Annotated in this window: 23 protein-coding genes; 11 read left to right on the top strand and 12 right to left on the bottom strand. The window is 46.6% G+C overall.

Annotated features, from left to right (window positions below; all coding sequences use genetic code 11):
• Positions 1-31 precede the first annotated feature (31 nt).
• Positions 32-817, top strand: coding sequence for a DUF3750 domain-containing protein (locus AAAA73_RS02715; protein ID WP_340596622.1), 786 nt, complete (start codon positions 32-34; stop codon positions 815-817).
• 23 nt (positions 818-840) lie between these two features.
• Here AAAA73_RS02715 and AAAA73_RS02710 read toward each other — a convergent pair whose 3' ends face one another.
• From AAAA73_RS02710 to AAAA73_RS02700, 3 genes are all read right to left on the bottom strand, one after another.
• Positions 841-2,262 carry a M16 family metallopeptidase gene (locus tag AAAA73_RS02710; protein ID WP_340596621.1) on the bottom strand — a complete coding sequence of 474 codons (1,422 nt, stop codon included), beginning with the start codon at positions 2,260-2,262 and terminating at the stop codon, positions 841-843.
• Positions 2,255-3,673: a M16 family metallopeptidase gene (locus AAAA73_RS02705; protein ID WP_340596620.1), complete on the bottom strand. Its 1,419-nt coding sequence runs from the start codon at positions 3,671-3,673 to the stop codon at positions 2,255-2,257. The genes AAAA73_RS02710 and AAAA73_RS02705 overlap by 8 nt, the downstream gene beginning before the upstream one ends.
• A 151-nt stretch (positions 3,674-3,824) precedes the next feature.
• Complete coding sequence (locus AAAA73_RS02700; protein WP_340596619.1) at positions 3,825-4,334, bottom strand: flagellar basal body-associated FliL family protein; 510 nt, start codon at positions 4,332-4,334, stop codon at positions 3,825-3,827.
• Positions 4,335-4,494: 160 nt separating this feature from the next.
• Here AAAA73_RS02700 and AAAA73_RS02695 point away from each other — a divergent pair, with 160 nt between their 5' ends.
• Positions 4,495-5,505, top strand: coding sequence for a L,D-transpeptidase family protein (locus tag AAAA73_RS02695; RefSeq protein WP_340596618.1), 1,011 nt, complete (start codon positions 4,495-4,497; stop codon positions 5,503-5,505).
• A 21-nt stretch (positions 5,506-5,526) separates the two neighbouring features.
• Positions 5,527-6,462 carry a hypothetical protein gene (locus AAAA73_RS02690; RefSeq protein WP_340596617.1) on the top strand — a complete coding sequence of 312 codons (936 nt, stop codon included), beginning with the start codon at positions 5,527-5,529 and terminating at the stop codon, positions 6,460-6,462.
• A 76-nt stretch (positions 6,463-6,538) separates the two neighbouring features.
• Here AAAA73_RS02690 and AAAA73_RS02685 read toward each other — a convergent pair whose 3' ends face one another.
• From AAAA73_RS02685 to AAAA73_RS02665, 5 genes are all read right to left on the bottom strand, one after another.
• Positions 6,539-6,724, bottom strand: coding sequence for a hypothetical protein (locus AAAA73_RS02685; RefSeq protein WP_340596616.1), 186 nt, complete (start codon positions 6,722-6,724; stop codon positions 6,539-6,541).
• A gap of 105 nt (positions 6,725-6,829) precedes the next feature.
• Positions 6,830-7,579 (bottom strand): rhomboid family intramembrane serine protease, encoded by a 750-nt coding sequence (locus AAAA73_RS02680; RefSeq protein ID WP_340596615.1) that lies wholly within the window; start codon positions 7,577-7,579, stop codon positions 6,830-6,832.
• Positions 7,576-8,190, bottom strand: coding sequence for an HIT family protein (locus AAAA73_RS02675; RefSeq protein ID WP_340596614.1), 615 nt, complete (start codon positions 8,188-8,190; stop codon positions 7,576-7,578). The genes AAAA73_RS02680 and AAAA73_RS02675 overlap by 4 nt, the downstream gene beginning before the upstream one ends.
• 3 nt (positions 8,191-8,193) lie before the next feature.
• Complete coding sequence (gene sppA / locus AAAA73_RS02670; RefSeq protein WP_340596613.1) at positions 8,194-9,189, bottom strand: signal peptide peptidase SppA; 996 nt, start codon at positions 9,187-9,189, stop codon at positions 8,194-8,196.
• Positions 9,190-9,310: 121 nt separating this feature from the next.
• A complete protein-coding gene (locus tag AAAA73_RS02665; RefSeq protein ID WP_340596612.1) occupies positions 9,311-11,113 on the bottom strand; it encodes a 30S ribosomal protein S1 in 1,803 nt (600 codons plus the stop codon).
• Positions 11,114-11,345: 232 nt separating this feature from the next.
• On the opposite strand from AAAA73_RS02665, the gene AAAA73_RS02660 reads away from it, so the two are divergent.
• The 5 genes from AAAA73_RS02660 to AAAA73_RS02640 all read left to right on the top strand — a co-directional run bounded on the left by AAAA73_RS02660 (position 11,346) and on the right by AAAA73_RS02640 (position 15,872).
• Positions 11,346-12,635 (top strand): hypothetical protein, encoded by a 1,290-nt coding sequence (locus tag AAAA73_RS02660; protein WP_340596611.1) that lies wholly within the window; start codon positions 11,346-11,348, stop codon positions 12,633-12,635.
• On the top strand, positions 12,636-13,145 hold the full coding sequence (locus tag AAAA73_RS02655) for a hypothetical protein (RefSeq protein ID WP_340596610.1): 510 nt from the start codon (positions 12,636-12,638) through the stop codon (positions 13,143-13,145).
• Between the two features lie 126 nt (positions 13,146-13,271).
• Positions 13,272-14,162 (top strand): alpha/beta fold hydrolase, encoded by an 891-nt coding sequence (locus AAAA73_RS02650; RefSeq protein ID WP_340596609.1) that lies wholly within the window; start codon positions 13,272-13,274, stop codon positions 14,160-14,162.
• Between the two features lie 154 nt (positions 14,163-14,316).
• Positions 14,317-15,450: a hypothetical protein gene (locus AAAA73_RS02645; RefSeq protein WP_340596608.1), complete on the top strand. Its 1,134-nt coding sequence runs from the start codon at positions 14,317-14,319 to the stop codon at positions 15,448-15,450.
• A gap of 20 nt (positions 15,451-15,470) precedes the next feature.
• Positions 15,471-15,872, top strand: coding sequence for a hypothetical protein (locus AAAA73_RS02640; RefSeq protein ID WP_340596607.1), 402 nt, complete (start codon positions 15,471-15,473; stop codon positions 15,870-15,872).
• Here the strand turns inward: AAAA73_RS02640 and AAAA73_RS02635 are convergent, their stop codons facing one another.
• Both AAAA73_RS02635 and AAAA73_RS02630 read right to left on the bottom strand, forming a co-directional pair.
• A complete protein-coding gene (locus tag AAAA73_RS02635) occupies positions 15,873-16,271 on the bottom strand; it encodes a hypothetical protein (RefSeq protein WP_340596605.1) in 399 nt (132 codons plus the stop codon).
• Between the two features lie 143 nt (positions 16,272-16,414).
• Positions 16,415-16,807, bottom strand: coding sequence for a hypothetical protein (locus tag AAAA73_RS02630; RefSeq protein ID WP_340596604.1), 393 nt, complete (start codon positions 16,805-16,807; stop codon positions 16,415-16,417).
• A 107-nt stretch (positions 16,808-16,914) separates the two neighbouring features.
• Between AAAA73_RS02630 and AAAA73_RS02625 the strand changes: the two genes are divergently transcribed.
• The 3 genes from AAAA73_RS02625 to AAAA73_RS02615 all read left to right on the top strand — a co-directional run bounded on the left by AAAA73_RS02625 (position 16,915) and on the right by AAAA73_RS02615 (position 20,938).
• Positions 16,915-17,751 carry a LysR family transcriptional regulator gene (locus AAAA73_RS02625; RefSeq protein WP_340596603.1) on the top strand — a complete coding sequence of 279 codons (837 nt, stop codon included), beginning with the start codon at positions 16,915-16,917 and terminating at the stop codon, positions 17,749-17,751.
• Positions 17,752-17,946: 195 nt separating this feature from the next.
• Positions 17,947-19,068: a hypothetical protein gene (locus tag AAAA73_RS02620; RefSeq protein ID WP_340596602.1), complete on the top strand. Its 1,122-nt coding sequence runs from the start codon at positions 17,947-17,949 to the stop codon at positions 19,066-19,068.
• Between the two features lie 52 nt (positions 19,069-19,120).
• On the top strand, positions 19,121-20,938 hold the full coding sequence (locus AAAA73_RS02615; RefSeq protein ID WP_340596601.1) for a hypothetical protein: 1,818 nt from the start codon (positions 19,121-19,123) through the stop codon (positions 20,936-20,938).
• A gap of 91 nt (positions 20,939-21,029) precedes the next feature.
• On the opposite strand, the gene cmk is transcribed toward AAAA73_RS02615, so the two are convergent.
• Together cmk and hisC are read right to left on the bottom strand one after the other, a co-directional pair.
• Positions 21,030-21,683: a (d)CMP kinase gene (gene cmk, locus AAAA73_RS02610; protein WP_340596600.1), complete on the bottom strand. Its 654-nt coding sequence runs from the start codon at positions 21,681-21,683 to the stop codon at positions 21,030-21,032.
• Between the two features lie 41 nt (positions 21,684-21,724).
• Positions 21,725-22,867 (bottom strand): histidinol-phosphate transaminase, encoded by a 1,143-nt coding sequence (hisC, locus tag AAAA73_RS02605; protein ID WP_340596599.1) that lies wholly within the window; start codon positions 22,865-22,867, stop codon positions 21,725-21,727.
• Positions 22,868-22,896: the final 29 nt, after the last annotated feature.

Here is a 22,896-nt window from a genome sequence, read left to right as displayed (position 1 = left end):
TTTTTGTTTCTTTTCAGATACTCTTATCTGTATGAAGATCAAAGCCATCACCCTGTTGGGTCTATTCTTAATCGCCTCATCTTCCGCCACAGCCAACGACTGGAGAACTGCAGATCGCAGCTCTGTTGGAATCGCACCAACTCCCCAACAAGAACCCCGCGCCATCGTTCAGATCTATTCCGCACGTACCTATGGATGGAAAGGCAACTTAGCCGTTCACTCATGGATCGCTTATAAAAATGCAAACGCACCAGATTGGAATGTTGTTGAGGTGATCGGTTACTACGCCAATCGCGGTCTCCCGGTCATTCGCCAAACACAGCGCCAGCCGGATCAAAAGTGGTTCGGCAACGACCCGACACTGCATTTGGATGTCCGAGGCGCTGCCGCTGAAGAAATGATTCCGCACTTGGTGAAATCCATCGAAAGTTATCCCTATCCACAGTCTTACCGCATCTACCCCGGCCCCAACAGCAACACTTTTGTTTCCTACGTCATGAGAAACACGCCTGGCATTTATACGGATCTACCGCCCCATGCGGTCGGCAAGGACTGGATTGGCAAGGGTCAGCCGGTAGGGATCACTGAATCAGGCACCGGAGTACAGCTTTCGATTTTTGGCATGCTTGGAGCCAGTATCGGATTGGCCGAGGGAATTGAATTGAATTTTTTGGGCATGAGTTTCGGAATCGACTTCGCGCGCCCGGCTTTAAAACTTCCTTTTATCGGAAGAGTGGGAATGAGTGACACACCCATATTTTCAAATGACTCAAGCGAAGTCTCTAAAAAAAATCAGCCGAGTGAAGAACCCGGCTGATTTTAGAACTATCTTTTTTGGTACTAGCGGACTCTGACGATTTCCGGTTTATAGTCCTTAAACTGCGAAATGATTGAATCATTCCCGTAAACCACGACTTTAAAATTCACCGGGCTCAAGTGCTTTTTGATCGTCGCATTGGCATCTTTCTGTTTAATCTTCTTCACGTTGGAAACGTAATCAGTCAGATAATCATAAGAGATACCATAGTAATCCAAAACCAACAGGTTATAGGCCAGGCGATCTGATGTTTCAATCGCTCTTGGGAACTGTCCCACCAATTGATTGCGAGCTGCTGCAGCCTCCTGCTCCGTCGCACCATTTTCCACAAAGTCTTTTACAACTTTCAAAGTCTCATCCAGTGCTTTGGCTGCGGTTTCGTTCTTGGTGAAAGTGGAAATATCGAAACTGCCACGATCTTTACGAGCATCGAACCCAGAGTAAATGGAGTATGTCAGTCCCAGATCATCACGTACTTTTTGATTTAGACGACTTCCGAAACTCCCCCCCAAAGACTCATTCACCATACGAAGCGGGATAAAGTCCTTGTCGGTTCTGGCAATACCCAATTGCGAAACGCGAATCTGAGTCTGCTGCAAACCTTTTTTCACAACCAATTTAACCTGCAGGCTTTCAATAGCTGGTGCTTTTGTAACTTCTGCCTCCGGGATGGTTCTTTTCGTCCACTTACCCATCGTATCCTGAAATTCTTTTTCAAAGGCTGCATCAAACTTCCCAACAACCGCCATAGTTGCGTTGTTCGGACGGAAGTATGTCAGATAGTGACGAATGATGTCCTGCTTGCGCAAAGTTTGCAGGCCCGTCAGTGTGCCATTGGAATCACGACCATAGGGGTGTTCGCCGTATAGGAATTGATCCATTTGCTCGTCTGCGAAAGCCGATGGATGGTCGATTTTCTTTTTCAGGCTGGCAACCAATTGCGAACGCATTCTGTTGATTTCCCCGTCCTTGAAAGAGGGATTCATCAGAATGTCTGAATACACCTGTAAAAGTGCTGAAGCATCGTTGATCAAGGCGTCCGCATAAACGGTTGTTGTGTCATAGCCAGGATTCACATCAACAGCGGTCCCCATCTGACCAAACTCATCTGCGATTTTCATCGCATCACGGGATTGCGTCCCCTGCTCCAGAAGATATGCAGTGATGGCGTTCAAACCCGCCAGATCCTTGGGCTCCTGCATATTCCCGGTTTTGATCAAAGTCGTCAGACTGATACGCGGCAAACTGTTGTCGCGAACATAGATAATCTTTAAACCATTCTCGAGAACAACTTCTTTATAAGGCATCAACTTAAAGGTGCCGGCACTTTTACCAGCCGTGTAACCCGCCGGCACAGGGTGATCCTGCTTGGAGCTTTTTCCAGCACAGGAAGCCAGCGCCACACAGACAACCGGCAAGGTCAGATGTTGAATAAGCTTATTCATTTGCAGCTCCTTGTTTCACTTTAGGTTCCAGCACGATGATGGAGCGTTGAGTTTGATTGGTGTACTTTTCACTGACACGTTTGATGTCATCAGCAGTCACCGCCTGATACTTTTCAACATCATTGAACAGATTTTCGTAAGTTCCCGTTTGAATCTCGTTAACCGCCAAAGCGCGCGCCTTGCCGTCCATGGTTTTCAAACTGTCGACCAGATCCTTGATCACCTGAGTTTTGGCTTTCGCCAGCTCTGCATCTGTGACTTTTTGATTTCTTAGTTTCCAGATCTCATTGTAAACCACATCCAAGGTCTCTTTATGACTGATCCCCGGCTTCATCATCACACCCGTCGCATAGACACCCGCGTCCTGCAGGGCATAGTTAAAGGCGTACGTGGAGGTCGCCACCTGTTTTTGATAAACCAGGCGCTTGTACAATCTGGAAGAAGACCCATTGCCCAGAATATTTGCCGCCAGGTCCAAGGCAAACATATCAGGATCACTTTGCTTCGGGCTTTGGAAGGCAATGATGAATGAATCATTTTGCACATCACGACGGATCACCGCGTTTTGTTGAACAGATTGAGTTCTTTCCTTTGGATATTCTCTTCTTGGAAGCGGACGGGACTCCAGCGCGCCATAGTATTTTTCGATCAAAGATTTTGTTTTTGCAGTGTCAAAATCCCCGACCAGTACCAAGACGGCATTATTCGGGACGTAGAATGTGCTATAGAAAAATCGCAGCTTGTCAGAGTCATACTGCTCGATATCTTTCATATAACCGATCACCGGCCAACGATAAGGACTGGTTTTAAAAACAGTGCCCATCATGGTCTCACGGACCACACCCATTGGGTTGTTATCAATGCGCCAGCGACGCTCTTCTTTCACAACTTCTTTTTCGCTTTTTAAGTCCTCTGGCTTCAAAGCCAGCGCACTCATGCGGTCGACTTCCATATCCATAACCAGTTCCAGCTTGTCACTAGGAAGATTCTGGTAAAAACCGGTGTAGTCATTTGTCGTGAAAGCATTATTGGAAATACCGTTCTCATGAAAAATACGATCAAACGCTTTGCCGTCGTATTTCTTCGCACCCTTGAACATCATATGTTCAAGCATGTGAGCCGCGCCCGTCACTCCCGGAGTTTCGTCACGGGATCCAACACGGTACCAAGTGTGATAGCTGACCATCGGCACGGTATGGTCTTCGACCAACAGCACCGTCAACCCATTTTTCAACTGAAACTTCGTAACCGGCAGGCTGAGTTTCAATGCACCGGTATTTGCCCATCCTTTGATGGCGCCAATGACCTCGGGATTGGGATTAAGACTTTTATTTGGAGTCGGTTCGACGGCTTGGGCTGAAGTCACGAAAATGCATGTCATTGCGACAAGCAAATTAGAAATCCGTTTCATAGTTGCTTCTTTCCTTGGAGTAATTTCTATAGATGTAAGTTTGGTGCTCCGAGGACAAGATGACAATGATTTGAGGATATTTAAGACTTAAGACAAAGCCCGACCTTCGCCAAGAGGGCCAGACCTTTGTGTGCTATTTGGCAGTTTAAAACTATTGAACGACGAAGTCAGAGAAGAAGACGTCTTTCACAACGCCGCGATGAAGAATGCTGTTAACTTCCATCGCAATTTTATCTTTAAGGAAAAGCTTCCCTTGAATGCTTTCAAGGTTATTGAAGCCTTCATCGTTTAGGATACGCACGATTTTATCGCGGGCTTTGGCGCGGTTCTCTGGTTCCATGACCTCTTCAAAACCGTCTTTGCCCAGCATCTGCAAATTGACCTCAAGGCGGATGGTTCTTTTCGGCTCACCATTTAAATTAACGGTGAATTTGTCCATGGTATAAACCATTGGGGCCAATTCAGTCGTTTCCACTGACGCCAGTTCCCTTTGCGCCGTTTCCTCACCAATAGATGGCGATTCCCATCCGATTGTCGCGGCGTAAACCATATAGGCCCCGCCCCCCATGACCGCCAAATTAAGGACTGCAAAAGCTATCTGCAGGATCATACCGGAATTTTTGGGCTTTGCTGCTGCCTGTCCCTCTTGACTCTGTGCCATGTAAACCTCTCACTTCAAGGGAACTATCGGTGCTTCAGTCCTAGGTCTTAACGGGAATAGACTCAAATTTTCCAAGGGAAATTCATACTTTTCGTCTAACCTTTAGACATTTTGATTCTGAGGCTTGACAAAAATCACGAGTCTTCCGAAATAATGTATTATGAGAAGTTTACTCTCGGTCAGTCTTATTATTTTAGCTTGTTTGCCTGTAAAGGCGGAATCTGTATCTTCTGCACCGTCTCAATTTGGGGCGAACGATTTGTTGCCGGCACCGCTGCTACAAATCTCCGAGACAGATGCCTTTTCTAAATTCGTTTTCCTGGTAGATAAGGAAAAACGCAAACTCTCCGTATTTGAACGCAATGGCGAACAAATCAAAAAAGTGGATGAGTTCCCTGCCGACATCGGCGCCGCTGGTGGCAACAAAACCAAACGCGATGATAAAAAGACGCCAGAAGGTATTTACTTCCTGCAAAAGCGTCTGACTCAACCTGAAATTCCGTTCAACTTATATGGTGCTTTGGCTTTTACAACCAACTACCCGAATCTTTTCGACAAGCGCGAAAACAAAACAGGTTCTGGCATCTGGTTGCACGCCATCCCCGACACGGTTCCATTGACCCGCGGCTCCCGTGGTTGCGTCGTGGTTCGTAATGAAGTGATCAAAAAACTGGCCGACTATATCAAACTGAACGAAACACCTATCCTTATCTTTGATCAGGTCAGCTACGTTTCCAAAGATGAACACGAAAAACGTCGCATGGCTTTGAACACTTTCGTGGAAGGCTGGCGCCAATCCTGGGAAGCTCAGGATATCGACAAGTACATGAGCTTCTATGACAAGGAATTCAAAGCTCCAGGTTTTGATTTTGCCGGCTGGAAAACCCATAAAGCCAATTTGAAAAAACAATACGAATTCATCAAAGTTCACCTTTCCCAACCTTACATTGTTCAACACAATGACCAATTGCTGGTTAAGACTTTGCAGCGCTATGAATCCGACAAGCACATCGATTACGGTGTGAAGACGATCTACGCGGTAAAATCCGGTGACACTTATAAAATCATTCGTGAAGAGTGGGCTCCGTTCAGCCAAAAAGCTGTTTCGTCAGCTATTGCTCGCGAAAACTCCATGACAGCGCAAGCTGGCAACATTCAGCAGACTCAATAGCAAAATAAGGGACGATAACAAATGGCGAAAAAGTCGTCCCCTGCTGCGCAGAAGTCCGACGTTCAGTATTTTCTGGAAGATTTAAATCAACTGGCGAACCTGCCGGTTTCCAAGAAGCATGACAAATTAGTACTCTCTGAATACCCGCTTGATGGGCAGCTTTTGCATACCAGCTCCCTGTATCGCGCCAGTCGCGAAATGTATCTGGAGCTGGGTGGAATCTTCGAAGCGAAAGTTTGTTCAACCATGCGATCTTTAAGCGCCCAGGATCTGTTTGCGGATGTGATTCAGTACTCGCCCTCGTGGTCAGAGCTATTGTGGTTTAAGGATCACTCCCATGAACTGGCCGATCCGGAAAAAGAACTGGAAGCCCTGGGACGCTTTAACGAGATCTCTTTGTATCACGAGCAAAATCACCGCGTGCTATGGCGACTTCTGCCCCCGGCACCGAAGGACGCCACCGCGTTTCGCAGATATTTAAATTTTGCGGAAAGCTTGGTCGTTGTTTTGGATTTAGCCTTGGGCGACGAACTGGGGGCTAAGCACTCCCCGATTTTTGAAGACTTAAAAGTTATCTACCGTTCCGGTGGCGAGCATTCGTATCACAAAAAAGATCTGGCAACTTATCGCAAGTATTTGCTGGCCATGGTGTGCGCGACTTATTGCACGCTGGAACTTGTGAACCCTGAAGACATCGTCAAAGTTGTTGATTACGTCTTCCCCGGACAAAAGAAAATGAACAAGGATGCGACCGAACGCAGTCTGGAAATCAACGAGCTCTTCACTCGGGTGACGAATCCCCAATGGCAGGAACGTTATTGGAAGGAAGCCCAAACGAAGCTTGCGAAGATCCACAAACCCGTCAAGGGCGAGCCATTGAACATGGCAGCCGACCCGCTGGATATGGAATCAGAATTCCAAATCGCCATCAAAGTTTTTGAATACTTCGGAATCTAGAAATAAAAAAAGCAGCCACTGAGGCTGCTTTTTCAATACTGTCCGCCTTCGCTAAAGCTCCGGCGTGATAGAAAAACTAGTGAGACTCTTCAGAAGAAGAAGACTTACCATCGATAGTGAATTTCTCAACGTTGTGAGCAAGATCTGGAAGCTGCTCAAGGTGCTTTTGCATTTCTTCTTTTTTAAGCTCACCAGAATTGATTTTAGTTTCAGTCATTCTAGTGTCCCATTTTAGATTCTTGTTAGCTTCAGCCAAAGACATGCGTGCTCCTTTAAATAATATAAATCGCCCTAATTTATAGCGAAATACCGGGGGAATGTCCAGTGCTCCGCCCCAAAAACTAAGGGCCCTTTTGAGGCCCTTTGATTAGTTCCAATATTTTGGTGGTTTGTCCGACTTCTTCTCGTTATCGACGACCAGACGCAGATTTCGGCCCTTATTCTTGGCCTTTTTCTTAAAATCCTGCCTTGTAAACCAGGCTTTTACCTGAAGGGTGATAAAACCAGCCACAATTCCGCCCAAATGGGCCAAATAAGCCACTTCACCGCCCGTAACGCTTGAAGTCATCATGGAGGCAAATTGAACCGCCCCCATCAAAGCCACAAACCATTTATTCTTCATCGGGAAGAGCATAAAGAAATAAACAATGCGCTCGCCAAAGATAATCCCCTGAGCCAGCAACAGACCAAAAATAGCCCCTGAGGCCCCAACCACTGGAACAATCAAGCCCGTCTCTGAGCCCGTCGCCAAAGCGTAACCCCAAACACCCACGCAGTAGATGATCGCAGCACCCACGCCGGAGGAGAAGTAATAGGTCAGGAAGAACTTCGTGCCCCAGCGCTGTTCAAGCTCGGCTCCAAAGAACCAAAGCATCAACATGTTGAAGAGGATGTGCGTGACCTGCATGGAGTGCACGAACATGTACGTGAACAACTGCCAGATCTCGAAATTAAAAAGAACTTTGCCCGGCACCAGGGAAAGATAAGAAGTGACTGGAATCTTAGCGAATCCCTCCACCATTACTTGCAGAAGGAACCAGATCGCCACATTGATGATCAACAACCACTTCACTGCAGGAGTTAGCGGTGCTGTTTGAAAACTTACGCCTCTATTCATATCTTTTTAAAATACTCCAAAAACTTCTCATAGGTCTGCTCCAGACTTTCAACCAAGACCTTGGTCTCAGCAATCAATGGGAAGAAGTTAAGGTCCCCGGACCACCGCGGAATCATATGGTAGTGAAGATGCTCGGGAATTCCCGCCCCGGCCACAGCTCCATGATTCAAACCAAGGTTGATTCCGCCTGGTTCATAAATAGAGTTGATCGCGGCCATCGTCACACGGATGGTCTCCTGCAGGTCAGTATATTCAGCATCGCTGAGTTTCAATAAATCTCCGCAGTGTCGTCGTGGCAAAACCAGAACATGTCCACTGTTATAAGGAAACTTGTTCAGAACAACCATGGAGTGCTTGGTTTTGTAGACACACAAACTGTCAAAGGAGACACCGTTTTTGGCAGCGTTACAAAAGACACAGCCTTCCGGTTTGATCAGCTTACGAACGTATTTCATGCGATCCGGACGGAACAAAACATCACGCTCCATCGGCCAGATTTCATGATTAATACAAATTGTCGCCTTGACGGTACCGCCAGAAACTTTTGAAGACGACTTTTTCGGAGTCGTCTTCTTAGTGGATGATTTTTTTACTGTTTTCTTTTTGGCCATCAATTACTCCCAGTAACCTGGCATCATGTACAATGGCTGATTCAAGTACTGAGAGCGCAGAAGGTATTTAACAGCGCTTTCCATATTCACGCCCGGAGTGATCCCAGCCGCAACTGCCGCTTTGCCTTTAAGAACATCGGCAAACTCCGCCAGGGAGTTCAAGTCGTCCTCGTCATCTCGGCCACCAAAATCAAAGATGTTCATTTTTTTCTTCGGCACTTCAAAGACGTCATAGTCTTTACCAAGCTTAGCCAGGTCTGCCGCCAGCTTCACAGCGTCGTCAAAGAAACCTTCCTGATCCGCAAAGCCCACCTTCACTGCCGTTGCACCGGTGAACACGCGACCGTCTGCATATTCTGACACAACGTCGTCTTTCAGGTTGCGTTCTTTAGCAACGGTCCCTTTAAACTGGGCGTACACTTCATTGATCATGCTTTGGAACAGAGTTCTTTCGTCTTCACGCATAGGGCGGTACTCTGCTCCGGAGTCTTTGAACTTTCCGGAAGTGATGGAGTAGCGGGACACCTTGGCCCAGTCATAAAGCTTTTCAAGATTTGCGAACTCCATGATCACCCCGATGGAGCCTACCAAGGCACCCGGAGCGACCACAATTTTATCGCAGGCCACAGCCGAGTAATAAGCACCTGAAGCCATCACTCCCGTCGTCACGCAAACCACTGGTTTTTTCAATTCATCGCGAACTTTTTTGATCTCATGATAGATTTCTTGTGATGGACCAACTGATCCGCCCGGTGAGTTGATGTTAATCACCACCGCTTTCACGCGGTTGTCGTCAGCATATTTTTTCAGGTTTTTCAGGAAGCGTTTCCCGTTCAGGATCACGCCATTCATCTCAAGATGCAGGATCGTGTTTTTCGCTGAAAGAGTTTTCTCTTGTTCGCCGAAGAAGCCAGAGCCTGCTTTGAGCAAAGCACCGATACCGATAAATACTAGGATGATAATGATAAGTTTTTTGAAGAAACCATTCTTCTGCGCCACGCTGCTGACTCCTGCTGAAAATAAAAAAAGGGGAACCTTGTTAGGCTCCCCTTTTTAGACATTTCAGTCAATTACGCTGGGCGTCTGATTTGCACTCCGACTTGCGTCGGAGTAACCAATCTTACTGCTTGCCGTCAGTCTTCATGTTTTTCAACTGGTCAGCGAACAAGTCACCGAAAGTTGATTTAGAAGTTGCTGTTGCTTTCTTAACATAGTCATCAACGTCAGCTTTTGACTCACGAAGTTTAACTAGTTTTGCAGACAAACCGATCTTACGAGCGTCTTTGTCGATAGAGATAACTTCAGCTTTTACAGATTGACCCGGTTTAATGAAGTCTTCAACAGTTGAAATTTTGTCTGTTGTAAGTTCAGAAATGTGGATCAAACCTTCGATATCAGACTCAAGCTCAACGAAAGCACCAAAATCAGCTGTTTTAGTTACTTTAACGTCGTGTTGTGTACCGATAGCGTATTTGTTCTCGATGTTTGACCAAGGGTCAGACTCAAGTTGTTTGATACCCAAAGAGAATCTTTCGTTCTCGATGTCTACACCTAGAACAACTGCGCGTACTTTAGCACCTTTAGCGAACATTTCGCTTGGGTGATTTACACGTTTAGTCCAAGAGAAGTCAGAGATGTGAACTAGGCCGTCAATACCTTCTTCGATGCCGATGAAGATACCGAAGTCAGTAACAGATTTAACTTCACCTTCGATGATTGTACCTGGAGCGTAAGACTCTTTAAGTTCAATCCAAGGATTTTGTTGAAGCTGTTTCATGCCCAAAGAAATGCGGCGGTTTTCAGTGTCAACTTCAAGAACTACTACTTCTACTTCGTCACCAACGTTAACGATTTGAGAAGGGTGTTTTACACGTTTAGTCCAAGACATTTCAGAAACGTGGATTAGGCCTTCAATGCCTTCGCCAAGTTCAATGAATGCACCGTATTCTGCCAATGAAACAACTTTACCTTTAAGCTTAGTGCCTGCTGGGTAAGAAGCTTTAACAGATTCCCAAGGATCGTTGTGCAACTGTTTCATGCCCAAAGATACGCGTTCTTTTTCTTTGTCATACTTAAGAACTTTAACTTGGATTTCGTCGCCAACATTCAACATTTCAGAAGGGTGTTTTACACGGCCCCAAGACATGTCTGTGATGTGCAACAATCCGTCCATGCCACCAAGGTCAATGAACGCACCGTAGTCAGTGATATTTTTAACGATACCAGTAACAACAGAACCTTCTGCCATAGTGTCAAGAGTTTGAGAACGCAAGCTGTCGCGTTCTTCTTCAAGAAGCGCACGGCGGGAAAGAACGATGTTGCCACGCTTTTTGTTGAATTTGATAACTTTGAATTTGAACTTTTTGCCCAAGTAAACGTCCATGTTGCGAACCGGACGTAGATCGATTTGAGATCCAGGCAAGAATGCTTTAACGCCGATATCAACGCTCAAGCCGCCTTTAACTTTAGCAACAACAGTACCTTCGATAACTTCTTCGTTTTCTGCTGCTTTAGAGATATCAGTCCATGCACGTAGCATGTCTGCTTTATCTTTAGAAAGAACGATCATACCGTTTTCGTTTTCGATACGGTCGATAAGAACTTCTACTTTGTCTCCAGCTTTCACTTCACGAACACCGTCAACAATACGGAATTCATTGATAGCGATCAAACCTTCAGACTTGTAGTTGATGTCCACTAGAACGTAGTCAGATTGAACTTCCACTACTGTACCAGTAACAACGTCGCCGACTTTGAAATCTTGCTCTTTCATGGACGCTTCGAATAGAGAATCGAATTCGCCTTTTTCAGATTTTTTAGCACCGTAGATGCCAGGATTAGCAGCGACTTTAGAATCTTCTGCATCCAAGAAAGCTAGCACTTTCTGTTTTTCAAGTTCAGCCTTGTTAAGTTGTTTTGTCATATCGTTTTTTAAATACCTCCACGTAGTAAAGCCTCGAGGACCTTACCCGTACCTTTCTTCGCCTTTGGCGAACCAATGGTTTAGCGAGCTAAGGGGGCGGAAGTCAAAGGTTTTACGCGACTCGTTAGCCTTTTCAAAAGGTGTCTAAATGTAAGCTAACAGGGCCTCTTGCCGATCCCCCAATTTCCCTGCTGAACTCGAACATATTTGATCTGAGAGCTAGGGAGGCAAAGTGAAAACAGTTTTCATTCTTTTGTTCGTGGTTTCCACCAGTTCACTTTGTTTCGCAGGACCCCAATATCGGGGCCATATTTCCTCGGGGCTGCGCTTTATCGAGCACTATCAAACCACCGGGAAAGAAGGCTATGACCCGGGCCAGTGGGTGGCGAGAGTCACTTCCTATCTGCCCAGTGCCGTGGGCGTGGGTAAGTTCAATCACCCCTATGACGAACCCACCGCATTTGTCGCAGCTTCTGTCGCCAATGTTTTGGCGGAGATTTATTTCCTGGCCCCCGAGCACGAAAATATTCCACCGATGATCCGAAAGACCGTGGAGGGCTTCAACAACTTCTACTGGAAAGAACTTTTTAATTTTTATCCACCGACAACTTATCGCGGAGTTCAAGTGCGACAGCCGCGCTACATGTATCTCGCTCCGCGCTTCAAAGGCTTTGCGAATATTCCACCGGATGCTGACACCACCTCTGTCTCCTACGCGACAATGCAGTATCTAAATAAAATTGAACACGGAGAAAACAGCCATCAGGATTTGCCCGCCTCCGTGCTTCGTTCCTTTTCGCTGGCCCGTGATGTGGATCGCAAAGCGCACGTTTATAATGCCGGTCAGGGACAAAAAAACACGGGAGCCTTTTTGACGTGGCTTTGGAATGAAGACGATCCCAAGATGCCACGCAATCTTTTTTCAAAGCCCCACAACGGCACTCGCGTCCCCTTCAATCGCAATGACGTTGATTGCGTCGTGAATGCCAATGTTTTGAAATTGCTGACTCTGACCAAAAACACCGAGGGCCCGGGATACAAAGCCGCCTGCCGCCACCTTAATCGCATGGCCCTGCAAAAAGACTTTTTCTTTTGTGGCATGTACTATCCCAGTCGCTACATCCTGCCTTACTCAATGGCTGAAATTATTGATAAGGGTGGCAGCTGCCTAGAGCCATCACGTGATGCCATCGTCGCCTTCATTCTAAAAAAACAAAAACGCAATGGCGGATGGAAAAATAAATACCTCACCCGTCCCGATCGCATTCAATCCACCGCGTGGGCTCTTAGTGCCCTGGCGCAATTGGGTGACCCGGAAAATCCCCGCCACCGTCAGGCGGTACGCAATGGTGCCAAATATCTGGCAGGCATGAGTGCGCGTGACCGGCATGATTTTGTCTATTGGCCAGGGGAAGTTTATTTTGCGGCGACCTTTGTGGCGCGATATCCGGTCGTGTGGCGTTCCTCGGCTTATACCACTGCCACTGCAATCAAAGCCTTGCTTCTGGCGGAGAGGTTTTAAATGACCGATCGAAACACGATGGCCCGATATTTACTGACGTGCATCTGGATTGCCTGCCTGGCTTTTTGCATATTTTATTTGGCCTTTGATATCTCCAGGCCAAATATTTTTACCTTGGCTGTGATCGCCTTCTTGGGAATGCTGGGAGCCCGCATGTTTCGCGAAGAGCACCGCAACGCCCCCGCCGTCATCATCCAATGCCTCCTGATGCTGTTCGGTGTAACTCTGACAACCAGTTTTGCAGCGACAACAAAGAATGCAAATATCACTTTGACCGTGGTGGCGCTTGTGCCCTTGGTGTTTTCCGTACGACTCATCAACTGGATCGTCATCGGAAACTTTTTACTGTGCATCACGGTGCTGATACTGAGTGAGATGTACTGGATGAATCTGCCAGTATTCCAACAGATCTTTGAAATTTTCATCAAGTTGGTAACGATAACCACGGCATTCTTTTTGACTTACACCCTGCGATCTTTCGCCGAGAAACAAGCTGCCAGCAACTCATAACATGTCACCCTACAGTATGAGCATCTGCATTTTCTCATGCAGACAGCAATTCCGTCCCTCGCCGGCATCACTGAATGTTAGCTTTAATCTGTAAAGCAAAAACGGATTATCTGAAAGGAAACCCACATGAGTTCATTCTTTACTGTCTCCGATGGTACAAAGATCTTTTACAAAGACTGGGGCCAAGGGCAGCCCGTACTGTTTTCTCACGGTTGGCCACTCACTTCGGATGCCTGGGAGTCACAGATGCTGGCTCTGCTTCATGAAGGTTATCGTGTGATAGCCCACGACCGTCGTGGTCACGGAAGATCCAGCCAAACTTGGGAAGGCAACCATATGGATCAGTACGCCGACGATCTGGCAGAACTCATTGATGAATTGGATTTGCACGATCTTATCCTGGTCGGTCATTCCACAGGTGGAGGTGAAGTGGCTCGATATCTTGGCCGCCATGGCACAACCCGTGTTGCGAAGGCTGTTTTGGTCGGAGCCGTTCCTCCCCTGATGCTGAAGACGCCCCAGAATCCCGGCGGCCTTCCCAAAGAGGTCTTCGATGATATTCGCCAGGGAGTCGCCGACAATCGGTCGCAGTTCTATCAGGATTTGTCGAAAAAGTTTTACGGCTTCAACCGCATGATGAATAAAACATCCCAAGGACTGTGTGATTCCTTCTGGCTGCAGGGCATGATGGGTGGAATCAAGGCTCAGTGGGACTGCATCGAGCAGTTTTCAGAAGTGGACTATTCCGACGACATCAAGAAAATCGATGTTCCCACTTTACTGATTCATGGTAGCGACGATCAGATTGTGCCGATCGGCGCCTCTGCCATTGAGGCGGTGAAGCTAATTCCGAACGCGACTCTTAAGGTCTATGACGGAGCCGATCACGGGCTGGCGCAAACGCAGCCAGAGCGCTTTAATTCCGACCTATTGGAATTCCTGGGCAGTCCATCTGAAGTGATGGCTGGACGAAACCTGGGCCGCTTAAGCGAGGAACAGAGCCTTAAGCATCACTGATGCCCCTGTTCAGTCTGTTGACAGCCCGGTGACAAAACTGCGATTTCGCCTCATTCTGATACTCATGGAATTCGGGCGGAATCCAGTAACTTAATGTAAATACTTGGAAGTTTCATGATGCCAGGCGTGCCTGATCCTTGCACTACCTGACTTCATGGAACTAAAGAAGTTAACAACCAGAATATTGATAGGCACCTTGAGCATTTCTTTGTTGGCGGGTTTTACCGGCACTGAAGAATATGTTGAGTTGAATGGAATGCTTAATGGGCGTTCATCAGCTTCTTTTTCAAGCAGTGACCGCAACGTTATGACGACACTTTCCCGCGGCACTCGTGGACAAGTACTTGAAACCAAAAAACTTCGCTCCGGCAGTTTTGGAATTAAAATCAAAGTCATGAATGGTCGCAATCAAGGTGACGAGATGTGGGTCTACCATCGCGATGGTGATTCAGATCTGTCTTTATACGAAGAAATGCCTTCAGATTGGAATTCAGGCAAGAAAACCAAAACATCAACTCAGGCAAAAGCCGCGAAAGTTGAAAAAGAAAAGCCGGCGATTGAAGATCCTGACTTTAAAAACAAAAAAGACCAAGCTAACAAAGAAGCCATTGAAGCTATCAACAGATCGAATGCCACCAAGGTTGCAAATGATTCCTGCGTGAACTGCTCAAAGCCTTCGACCCAATCAGGCAAACGTGCCGTTATTCTAAAGAAAAGAGTTTCTGGTAAAAAATCCCGTGGCATGACCAGCCAATGTCAAAATCTACTTATGAACTCCCAAGGCAGCCCGAATCAGTTGGGTCAATACATGATGTCGACAATGGCGGACGCCAGAAACAGCCAATACTACTTGAAAAGCAATGCTCTGGGTGGATTGTGTCCACGATTCAATAATCTTAGTACGGAAAACAAACTGAAAGCCTGGAATTGGTTTTGGACTTCATTGGGTCAGGAAGAATCTTCGACTTGTAACCCAGGATTAAGACACGGTCAGTTCTACACCGATAGAAATGGCAATAGAAAACGCCTGAATCCAACAGATGGTTTAGGGATCTGGACAGTCGAACTGAGCCCGATCATTCGCGCCAGCCGGGGGCCGGAGTGTGCCAATGTGAAAACAGCCGCTGGACAAGCCAAGTGTGCTATTGAGATAATGAAAGACACGCAGCTGGCTCGTGGAAGTACAGCCACAACCGGAAACAAATACTGGGGCCCGACACGTGGTCATCGCGTTAAACGTCAAATGCTTCCGCACATGGAAAGGTTCGCACTATGTTTTCAAAAGTAATAACTCTTATTTGCTTTTCCATGATCGCATTTTCAGGTGTGGCGCAAGCCCAATCGATTCCTGATTTGACTTTGGGCACCTATAAAATGACCAGCGGTGATGAAGACATCTGCAACGACTTTGAAATTGCGAAGCGAGATCTGAAGTTGAAAACATTGACTGTCGGCACTGATATTCTGCCTTTGAAAAATGAAGATATCAAAATGCAGTCGGATCTGGATGACAATTGCGAATTCACTCAGAGCAACACTCGTATGGACGATTCGTCTTCTACAGTGTTGACCCGTGTGGATAAGGAAATCTGCCAAGGTCAGGTGAGATCAGATTCAACGACGATCGTAAAAATCAAAGCTAAAGAAATCACGGTCACTTACAAAAAAGACAACCGTGATCTGGGTACATGCGTTTACAAGACTAAATAGTTAGCGCGCGCACGAAGCCAGGTAAATTGAACGAGGCTTGGACCCACCGTTGAAATTCAACGAATCTTGGGCCAGGCCTTTTCCCGTTCTATAGTCGATATCAATCGATTGGCGGGACAATACCATTCCCATCTGACGCTTGGTACTTTCCAGGTTCAAACCAAAATCATCATTACGCTTGATATCTCTAATAGAATCCACTCTGACATAGATCTGTGAAGATTTCGCGTCTTGCCCTTCAAGGACCACATCACCCACGTCATTCAAAACCACCGAATATTTTTCCTGCGGCTTCATGCTCGGATTCAATGATCCCTGACAAGTCACCACCACCTCTTTTTGAGCATGGGCGAACGAGCTTAGAAAAATCAAACCAGACACTGCAAAAACTTTGATCACAAAAGACCTCCGGGACAACCAAATGCCACCAGAGGTACAAAGACCGGACCGCCCCTCAAGTCTTACCTATTCCAAAGGAACAGGGATTCGCGTTTCTGCTTTGAAGAAATGACAGGGCCGGGCCTATTTCCGCCTAAGCAGACTTAGTATATCTCTACCTCGCAAGAAAGTACTTTAGTAACGATCGTATCAGGATTGCGTTCGTCCCAGTTCCTTACATAAGTGGCTGTAGCATCCGGAAGATTTACCCCCATGCGCATGGTGATCTCTGCAATACGCTTAGTGGGCTGCCCGTCTGAATCATAGGCCGATTGCCAAAGTCCAATGCATTTCATCGGACCCTGATAAGTTAAAGAACCCCAGCCACCCTGCTCGCAGATAATTTCTGCGGAGTTGTAAGCATCTTGCATGAACCCACGCATCGTATCCCGTTCACCGCGCACCAGATGCAAACCATAACCATTACCGCCTGTGCATTTGGTCTCTTTAATCGAGAGCGCATGAGCTGAAGACGTAGCGAACACCATCAATAACATTCCAATAACTTGTTTCATAAATTCCCCTTTTCCTGCATGTAGAGATATTTCGTTTTGGAATATATGTAAAATATGATAATAACTATACTTTCAATAGGTAAATACTTATGAAATACAGAATCCGCGATATCGAGAACTTTGTAGCCACCAGCAGTTGCAGAACAATTGTGGAGGCATCCACCAAACTGGAAATCAGCCAGCCGGCTTTATCAGAAAGTCTGAAACGTCTGGAGACTGACGCCGGAACCATATTGTTTTATCGTTCGCGAACCGGCATTGAGCTGACCGCCAGTGGACGAGTCTTCCTGGGCAAAGCTCAAATCCTTTTGCGCACTCTGACTGAACTTGAATTCCCCGATAGTGACAAAGCCCTTTTTGCGGGTCGAAGCATCACCATCGGCTGTCACACTACGGTGGCTCAGTATACGATCCCGAAAGCTCTGCGCCATATTCGCTCTGCAGCTCCGGACTATCGCGTGGAGCTGCGACATGACCTATCCAGAAACATTCAACTGGGAATTCAACGTGGCACCATCGATGTTGGTATCGTTATCAATCCTGTCCCCAATCCAGACCTGGTAATTCAAAAGCTCGCAACCGACACTGTTACTGTCTGGCAGGGTAAAGGCGCTGTCGACAAAGATACCGTCATTGCAAATACGGAACTATTTCAGACTCAGTCCATCTTTAAAAAATGGAAAAGCAAGCCAGGTAAGGTCATTCAAACGGACAGCTTGGAATTGATCTGCAGCATGGTAAATGAAAACCTGGGTTTGGGAGTTATTCCTTCACGCGCAGTCTCGGCATCCGGATTCAAACTGAAACCCGTTGCAGATCTCCCCTCCTACTCCGATGAAATCTGTCTGGTTTATCGCCCTGAATTCGGCAGGAATCCGGCAGAAAAGCTGGTCATTGAAGGAATCAAACAGTCCCTCAAATTCTAGTCATTTCGCTCGGTTACAATTAGATAACCATAGTGCCACTTTTAGGGAACTACGCGGGCCTTAAACACCCCTTTTGGGTTTATACACTATCCATTGCATCCCACACTGGAAACTCATTTGCATTCAATCTCTCTCGTGAAACCAATTAACAACGCGTCTCAAAACGAGACGCTGATTTACGAAAGAGAGAGACCCATGAAATCTAAAAAGGCAGTATCTGTATTGACGGCAATGACTTTGGTTGCACCCGCATTTGCTTCTGCACGCAGCCCAATGGAAGACGCTTCCATCACTGGCAGCGTAGCCGTAAAAAAATCAACAGCCTCAGAAATCGCATTGGATCAATCCACAGCGACTTTGCTATCTTTGATCATCGCGACAACTAAAGTTGAAAGCAGCGCTGGCAAATTGGTTGCTGTTGATGCTGCTGTAGCTAAAAAGTACACTTACTTGCGTACCGCTTATCTGGGTGGAGTTCCAACTTCCAGCGTGACCATCGGTGCTGGATATCTAGGAGTGGAATCCGTTAAAAAAGTTGAATTCGTATTGGTGCCATTGACGATGGTTCTGCGCTCTATTCAAACCATGGGTAAACTTTCTATTGAAGGTCTTGATAAATTCTCGATCGCTACCGGCCTTGATAAAGTACTCGAACAATCCGTGGAAAGCTCGGGCAAATCCATGGAGTTTACTTATGAGCGCATCATCGAGCCGGTTATTAAATTGCTTATCAACAAGCACACAATGCTTTCTTCAGGTACTTCATCTGCTTCAGCCAGTGCGGCAGGTTCATTCTTCTTTATGATGAATGACTCCAAGGAAGCTATGTCCATGTCGCAAGTGCGCAGCATCCTAGGCCAGGACAAAGTAATCCGCTCCCGCATCGACGCGGAAGTACGCGGTCTTTCTGAAATCTTCAGCTTGAATGCGGACCAGCAATCACAACTTAAGATCGCTATCTATGACGACATCATCCGCCAGGCGGTTGCAAACAAATTCAGCGAAGACAGCAGCCTGTACAATCTTGATGTGATCAAGTTGATGGCCGATAAAAACATCGTTGATCGCAACGCGACGACAGCGGCATTGAAAGTACGCAACCTTATCAAAGGTTTGACGTCTTCCGAGCAAGTTGATGCGAACACGAAAGAGTTGGCAATCCAAAATACAGAAATGGCTTTGCAATTGGCGGCTTTGCTTGAGTCTCAGTTGACTTCAAACAACGTTAGAGACCCTCAAGTAAGAACAGAAATCGAGCGCATGCTGGGTTCTGTTTCCGCGAAATTGGCTTTGATCGGTTTCAATCTTAAGAAGTAATAACTCTGGAGGAGCCTCTCGGGGCTCCTCCAGTTTTTTGTGAAGAGAGAATATGAAGCACTTATTGCTTAAAATCATGATGATAGCACTGGTACCTTGGGCGGCCCACGCTCAGGCCCTGACGTGCTCATCGGTTTTCTCTTCAGAAAAAACGGTCACAGAAACTTACGACAGTTATTTGAATAAAAAGCTGGCTGTCATGAAGAACACCACGGCACTTCAACATCTGTCAGCGCTGTATACTTATAATAAGCTTTTTGCGGCCGAGGCTAAGGACAATTCCTCCCCGATTGCTGACAAACGTTTTACTGAGATCACCAAGAAAATGATTTCCGGTATCGGCTCAAACAAACAGCGTTTGACGACTGATGAACTTGCGTTCATGACTTCCTCCCCGCGCAAAATGAAAATGTTCGAAGGAGTGCTTTACTATCAAGCTGCCATGGAAGCTCCGATTCGTCTTTTGCAACAATATGCCCAATACTCTGCAACTCGTGGCGGGACCCCGGACTTCTTCACGGCACCGACTGCGAAAGAAAAAGGCCTGCGCCTGACGCAATCCCTGTACAATGGCCCTTTGAAATACATGCTACTGATCCCTCATGGTATTGACTTGCCGGGTGGTCTGACTCCAACGCAAAAGATCTTTAAAAAACTTTGGCGCGATCCCAAATACCGTCCCACTGCCGAAGAAGTAACGACTCTAAAAAAATACAAGGCCGAGAATATCTTTAAGGAGCGTCAGGACTTTTTAAATGAGCATCGCACTTGGGTTAAAATCCGTCGTGTCGCTGATTATGCATTGAATGCGATCATCGCAGTTTCCTTAATTGAAGCTTACAACTGGTACGAACAACTCAATGACCCAAGCGCCACGGTTGAATCCGGAAAATTCCTGAATGATTCCAAGTTCCAATTGGCCTCTGACGAAGTGCGAATCTATAACGAAACAGTTCCCTTCCCACACATGGCCATTGAAATGGACGGCTTGGTCTATTCTTATGGTCAAACACATATGACGGTTAAAACCACGCGCGAATATGTGCTTGCCGATGTAATTCAGGAAGGACTGACTCAAGGTCAAACACCTGAGCAGACTATTTTGCAAAAAAGTATTGCATGGACAGGCTTGGATAAAACCGAGCGAGTTATGCAGACGGCGCGATTGAAGCTCGGTCAGGCACAAAAAAATAAATTGAAACGCTACTTGGAAATGCAAACCGGGAAACGCTATCGCAATTACACGCTGGCGTTGGATTGTGCTTCGATGGTGGTAAAAGCTTTGAAAGGACAGGCACAAACCGACATCCCTGGAATCATTGATCCGTCACCAAGCCAGGTCATGTTCTATCTGGGCTCACTAAAGACGATCGGAGCAGAAAACCAGTCGCAGCAACCTCTGGTTCAGGAACTTCTGCAGGTTCGCGTGGCAAAATCATCGGAAAACAAAAACCACCTGTGGCGCAATCTTTATATCAACATGATGGAGACGCGGGTTTATTGGTCTTTCATCGGTTTCTCTGCAGCTCAACGCGGTTATCTTGAGGCTCGTTACGGCAAGGATGTGCAGTACTGGGATGATGAAACGCTGGACTACTTCAAACTTTGGGAGTCTGAAATCCGCGAGGAATTCCAGAAGGAATCAAAAACCGGCCAGCTGGGAATTTTTGAAGAAACATTGAATACCAAGGATCCAGAAATGAAAGAATCACTTCGTCTGGCCATGGATGCCTATTTTAAAATGGAAGAACAAAACTTGCGCGATATTCAAGAAAGCCCACAAAGCCGCTTCGAGGATATCTATCGCGCGAACCTAAGACTGGCCCTGCTGCTTGAAACCAAGCAGCGCATGCAATCTCAAAATAACTAACGCTGGAAAATTGTTTTATCCCAGGCGCGACGAGAAGGCATACTCCTGTATGCCGACGAGAAGCAACGCAGGAGAAAGCAATTTGCCTGCGTTAGATTTTAGATTTTACGAAAGCTTCGACTTTGTCGACGACCTGTTGCAGGTCCAATTCAGTGGAATCAAGTTCCAAAGCGCCTGTCGGAACTGACATAGGTGCCGCTTTACGAGTGGAGTCCTGGTGATCGCGTTGTTTTTGCGCTTTTACCATGTCACCGTGATCAAGACCCAACTCTGTCGCACGACGAGCAGCTCTGTGTTCAGAGGATGCTGTCAGATAAACTTTGGCTTCAGCTGTTGGGAATACAACTGTTCCGCAATCACGGCCTTCCGCCACAAGTCCATGTTCACCATTGCTGCAATTGCGTTGCGCATCCAACAAAGCTTTACGAACTTCAGGGTAATGACTGACTTTGGAAGCGAAGTTACCAACGGTTTCGTGAGCAATCGCGTCTGTTACATCTTGATTTTTGAAATACACGCGCGTGCGATCCGCTTCCAGGCTCACGTTCCAAACTGGATTATGAGTCAATTCAGCCAAAGCCGTCACGTCATCAAGGTCCACATTCAATTGAATAGCGGCATAGGCCAAGCCACGATAGAAGGCACCTGTAGAAACCCACTTCCAGCCAAGGCGGTGGGCAAGTTCACGGCTCACTGAAGATTTACCAGAGGCCGCAGGTCCATCGATCGTTACTACTAATCCCATTTCCACTCCAAAAATCCAATCTACACAAAATGCCGAGAAAACTAAACTGTTGGAATCGGTGTTCCAGCCAAAATAGGAATCTCTTTGAGCACTTCTTTCAAAGCCGCAATTGCAGCTTCGTTTTCATGATCAAGTCCGACACTCAAACGCATATGCGTCTTGAACCCATAATTAAGAACAGGGCGCATGATGATCCCACGACGAAGCAAGGCTTCATTGACTTTAACCGCGTCACGAAGTGTGTCAAACATGACGAAGTTACCTTGGGAATGAATGTACGGCAGGCCTAATTCTTCTAATTTCTTGTAGAAGTAATCAAGCCCTTTCCAGCAAATTTGCTGCGAGCGTTGTAGGAATTCTTTATCTTGCAGGGCCGCATTTGCAGCCACTTGCGCTAAATCATTGACATTGAACGGCTTGCGCACACGGTTAAAAACCTCCACCACAGCGGCTGGCGCGATCATCGCCCCAATGCGGAAGCCCGCCAAACCGTATATTTTCGAGAAGGTGCGCAAAACAATCAGGTTATTGTATTTGCTCATGTAATTTTGCGCAGATGCATAGTCTTCAGCTCGCACAAATTCGTTATAAGCCTCGTCGAAGACAACCATGACATCATCACGATTTCCAACGCGCTCCAGGAAAGATTCGATTTCGGCTTTGGAGGCATACGTTCCTGTAGGATTATTCGGATTTGAAACAAAAATCAGACGGATATCCTGTTCGGGATGGGCAAAGAAGTAATCAGCAATCGCTTCCAAGTCAAAACGATATCCCGAAGTCAAAGGCACCTTGCGAATCGCCGCTCTGTTCGCTGCGGCACTCACTTCATAGGCATTAAAAGCGGCCACGGAAGTCAAAACCCCCTGCTTCGGCTCACAGAAAATGCGTGTTAGCAGATCGATCAACTCATCACTGCCATTGCCGATTGCAAGTTGATTTGTCGGGAAACCCCATTGTTTTGAAATTGTATGTAAAAGCTCATAATGAGAAGGATCTGGATAAAGATTTTGGTGCTCCAGTGCTTTTTTAACGGCATCCATAGCTTTAGGACTCGGCCCTAGCGGGTTTTCATTGCTGGCAAGCTTATAAACGGTTTTCAAGCCGTATTCGCGCTGAGTCTCGGAGATCGGTTTTCCAGGTTTGTAGGGTACTAGATTTAGAATTTCTGGAGAAATCTTCACGTAACAATCCTTTTCTTACGGCCATATCT

It is taken from the genome of Bdellovibrio sp. GT3 (assembly GCF_037996765.1).
In the GTDB taxonomy this organism is placed as follows: domain Bacteria; phylum Bdellovibrionota; class Bdellovibrionia; order Bdellovibrionales; family Bdellovibrionaceae; genus Bdellovibrio.
The sequence above is the reverse complement of the archived record's forward strand: the minus strand, read 5'-3'. Positions and strand labels throughout refer to the sequence as shown.

Coding starts and splice junctions, on each gene's coding strand:
- AAAA73_RS02620 (WP_340596602.1), top strand. CDS start 17,947: ATGAAATCTAAAAAGGCAGTATCTGTATTGACGGCAATGACTTTGGTT.
- AAAA73_RS02690 (WP_340596617.1), top strand. CDS start 5,527: ATGGCGAAAAAGTCGTCCCCTGCTGCGCAGAAGTCCGACGTTCAGTAT.
- AAAA73_RS02710 (WP_340596621.1), bottom strand. CDS start 2,262: ATGAATAAGCTTATTCAACATCTGACCTTGCCGGTTGTCTGTGTGGCG.
- AAAA73_RS02655 (WP_340596610.1), top strand. CDS start 12,636: ATGACCGATCGAAACACGATGGCCCGATATTTACTGACGTGCATCTGG.
- AAAA73_RS02695 (WP_340596618.1), top strand. CDS start 4,495: ATGAGAAGTTTACTCTCGGTCAGTCTTATTATTTTAGCTTGTTTGCCT.
- AAAA73_RS02625 (WP_340596603.1), top strand. CDS start 16,915: ATGAAATACAGAATCCGCGATATCGAGAACTTTGTAGCCACCAGCAGT.
- AAAA73_RS02650 (WP_340596609.1), top strand. CDS start 13,272: ATGAGTTCATTCTTTACTGTCTCCGATGGTACAAAGATCTTTTACAAA.
- AAAA73_RS02615 (WP_340596601.1), top strand. CDS start 19,121: ATGAAGCACTTATTGCTTAAAATCATGATGATAGCACTGGTACCTTGG.
- AAAA73_RS02630 (WP_340596604.1), bottom strand. CDS start 16,807: ATGTTATTGATGGTGTTCGCTACGTCTTCAGCTCATGCGCTCTCGATT.
- AAAA73_RS02705 (WP_340596620.1), bottom strand. CDS start 3,673: ATGAAACGGATTTCTAATTTGCTTGTCGCAATGACATGCATTTTCGTG.
- AAAA73_RS02645 (WP_340596608.1), top strand. CDS start 14,317: ATGGAACTAAAGAAGTTAACAACCAGAATATTGATAGGCACCTTGAGC.
- AAAA73_RS02715 (WP_340596622.1), top strand. CDS start 32: ATGAAGATCAAAGCCATCACCCTGTTGGGTCTATTCTTAATCGCCTCA.
- AAAA73_RS02640 (WP_340596607.1), top strand. CDS start 15,471: ATGATCGCATTTTCAGGTGTGGCGCAAGCCCAATCGATTCCTGATTTG.
- AAAA73_RS02685 (WP_340596616.1), bottom strand. CDS start 6,724: ATGTCTTTGGCTGAAGCTAACAAGAATCTAAAATGGGACACTAGAATG.
- cmk (WP_340596600.1), bottom strand. CDS start 21,683: ATGGGATTAGTAGTAACGATCGATGGACCTGCGGCCTCTGGTAAATCT.
- AAAA73_RS02700 (WP_340596619.1), bottom strand. CDS start 4,334: ATGGCACAGAGTCAAGAGGGACAGGCAGCAGCAAAGCCCAAAAATTCC.
- AAAA73_RS02665 (WP_340596612.1), bottom strand. CDS start 11,113: ATGACAAAACAACTTAACAAGGCTGAACTTGAAAAACAGAAAGTGCTA.
- AAAA73_RS02680 (WP_340596615.1), bottom strand. CDS start 7,579: ATGAATAGAGGCGTAAGTTTTCAAACAGCACCGCTAACTCCTGCAGTG.
- AAAA73_RS02675 (WP_340596614.1), bottom strand. CDS start 8,190: ATGGCCAAAAAGAAAACAGTAAAAAAATCATCCACTAAGAAGACGACT.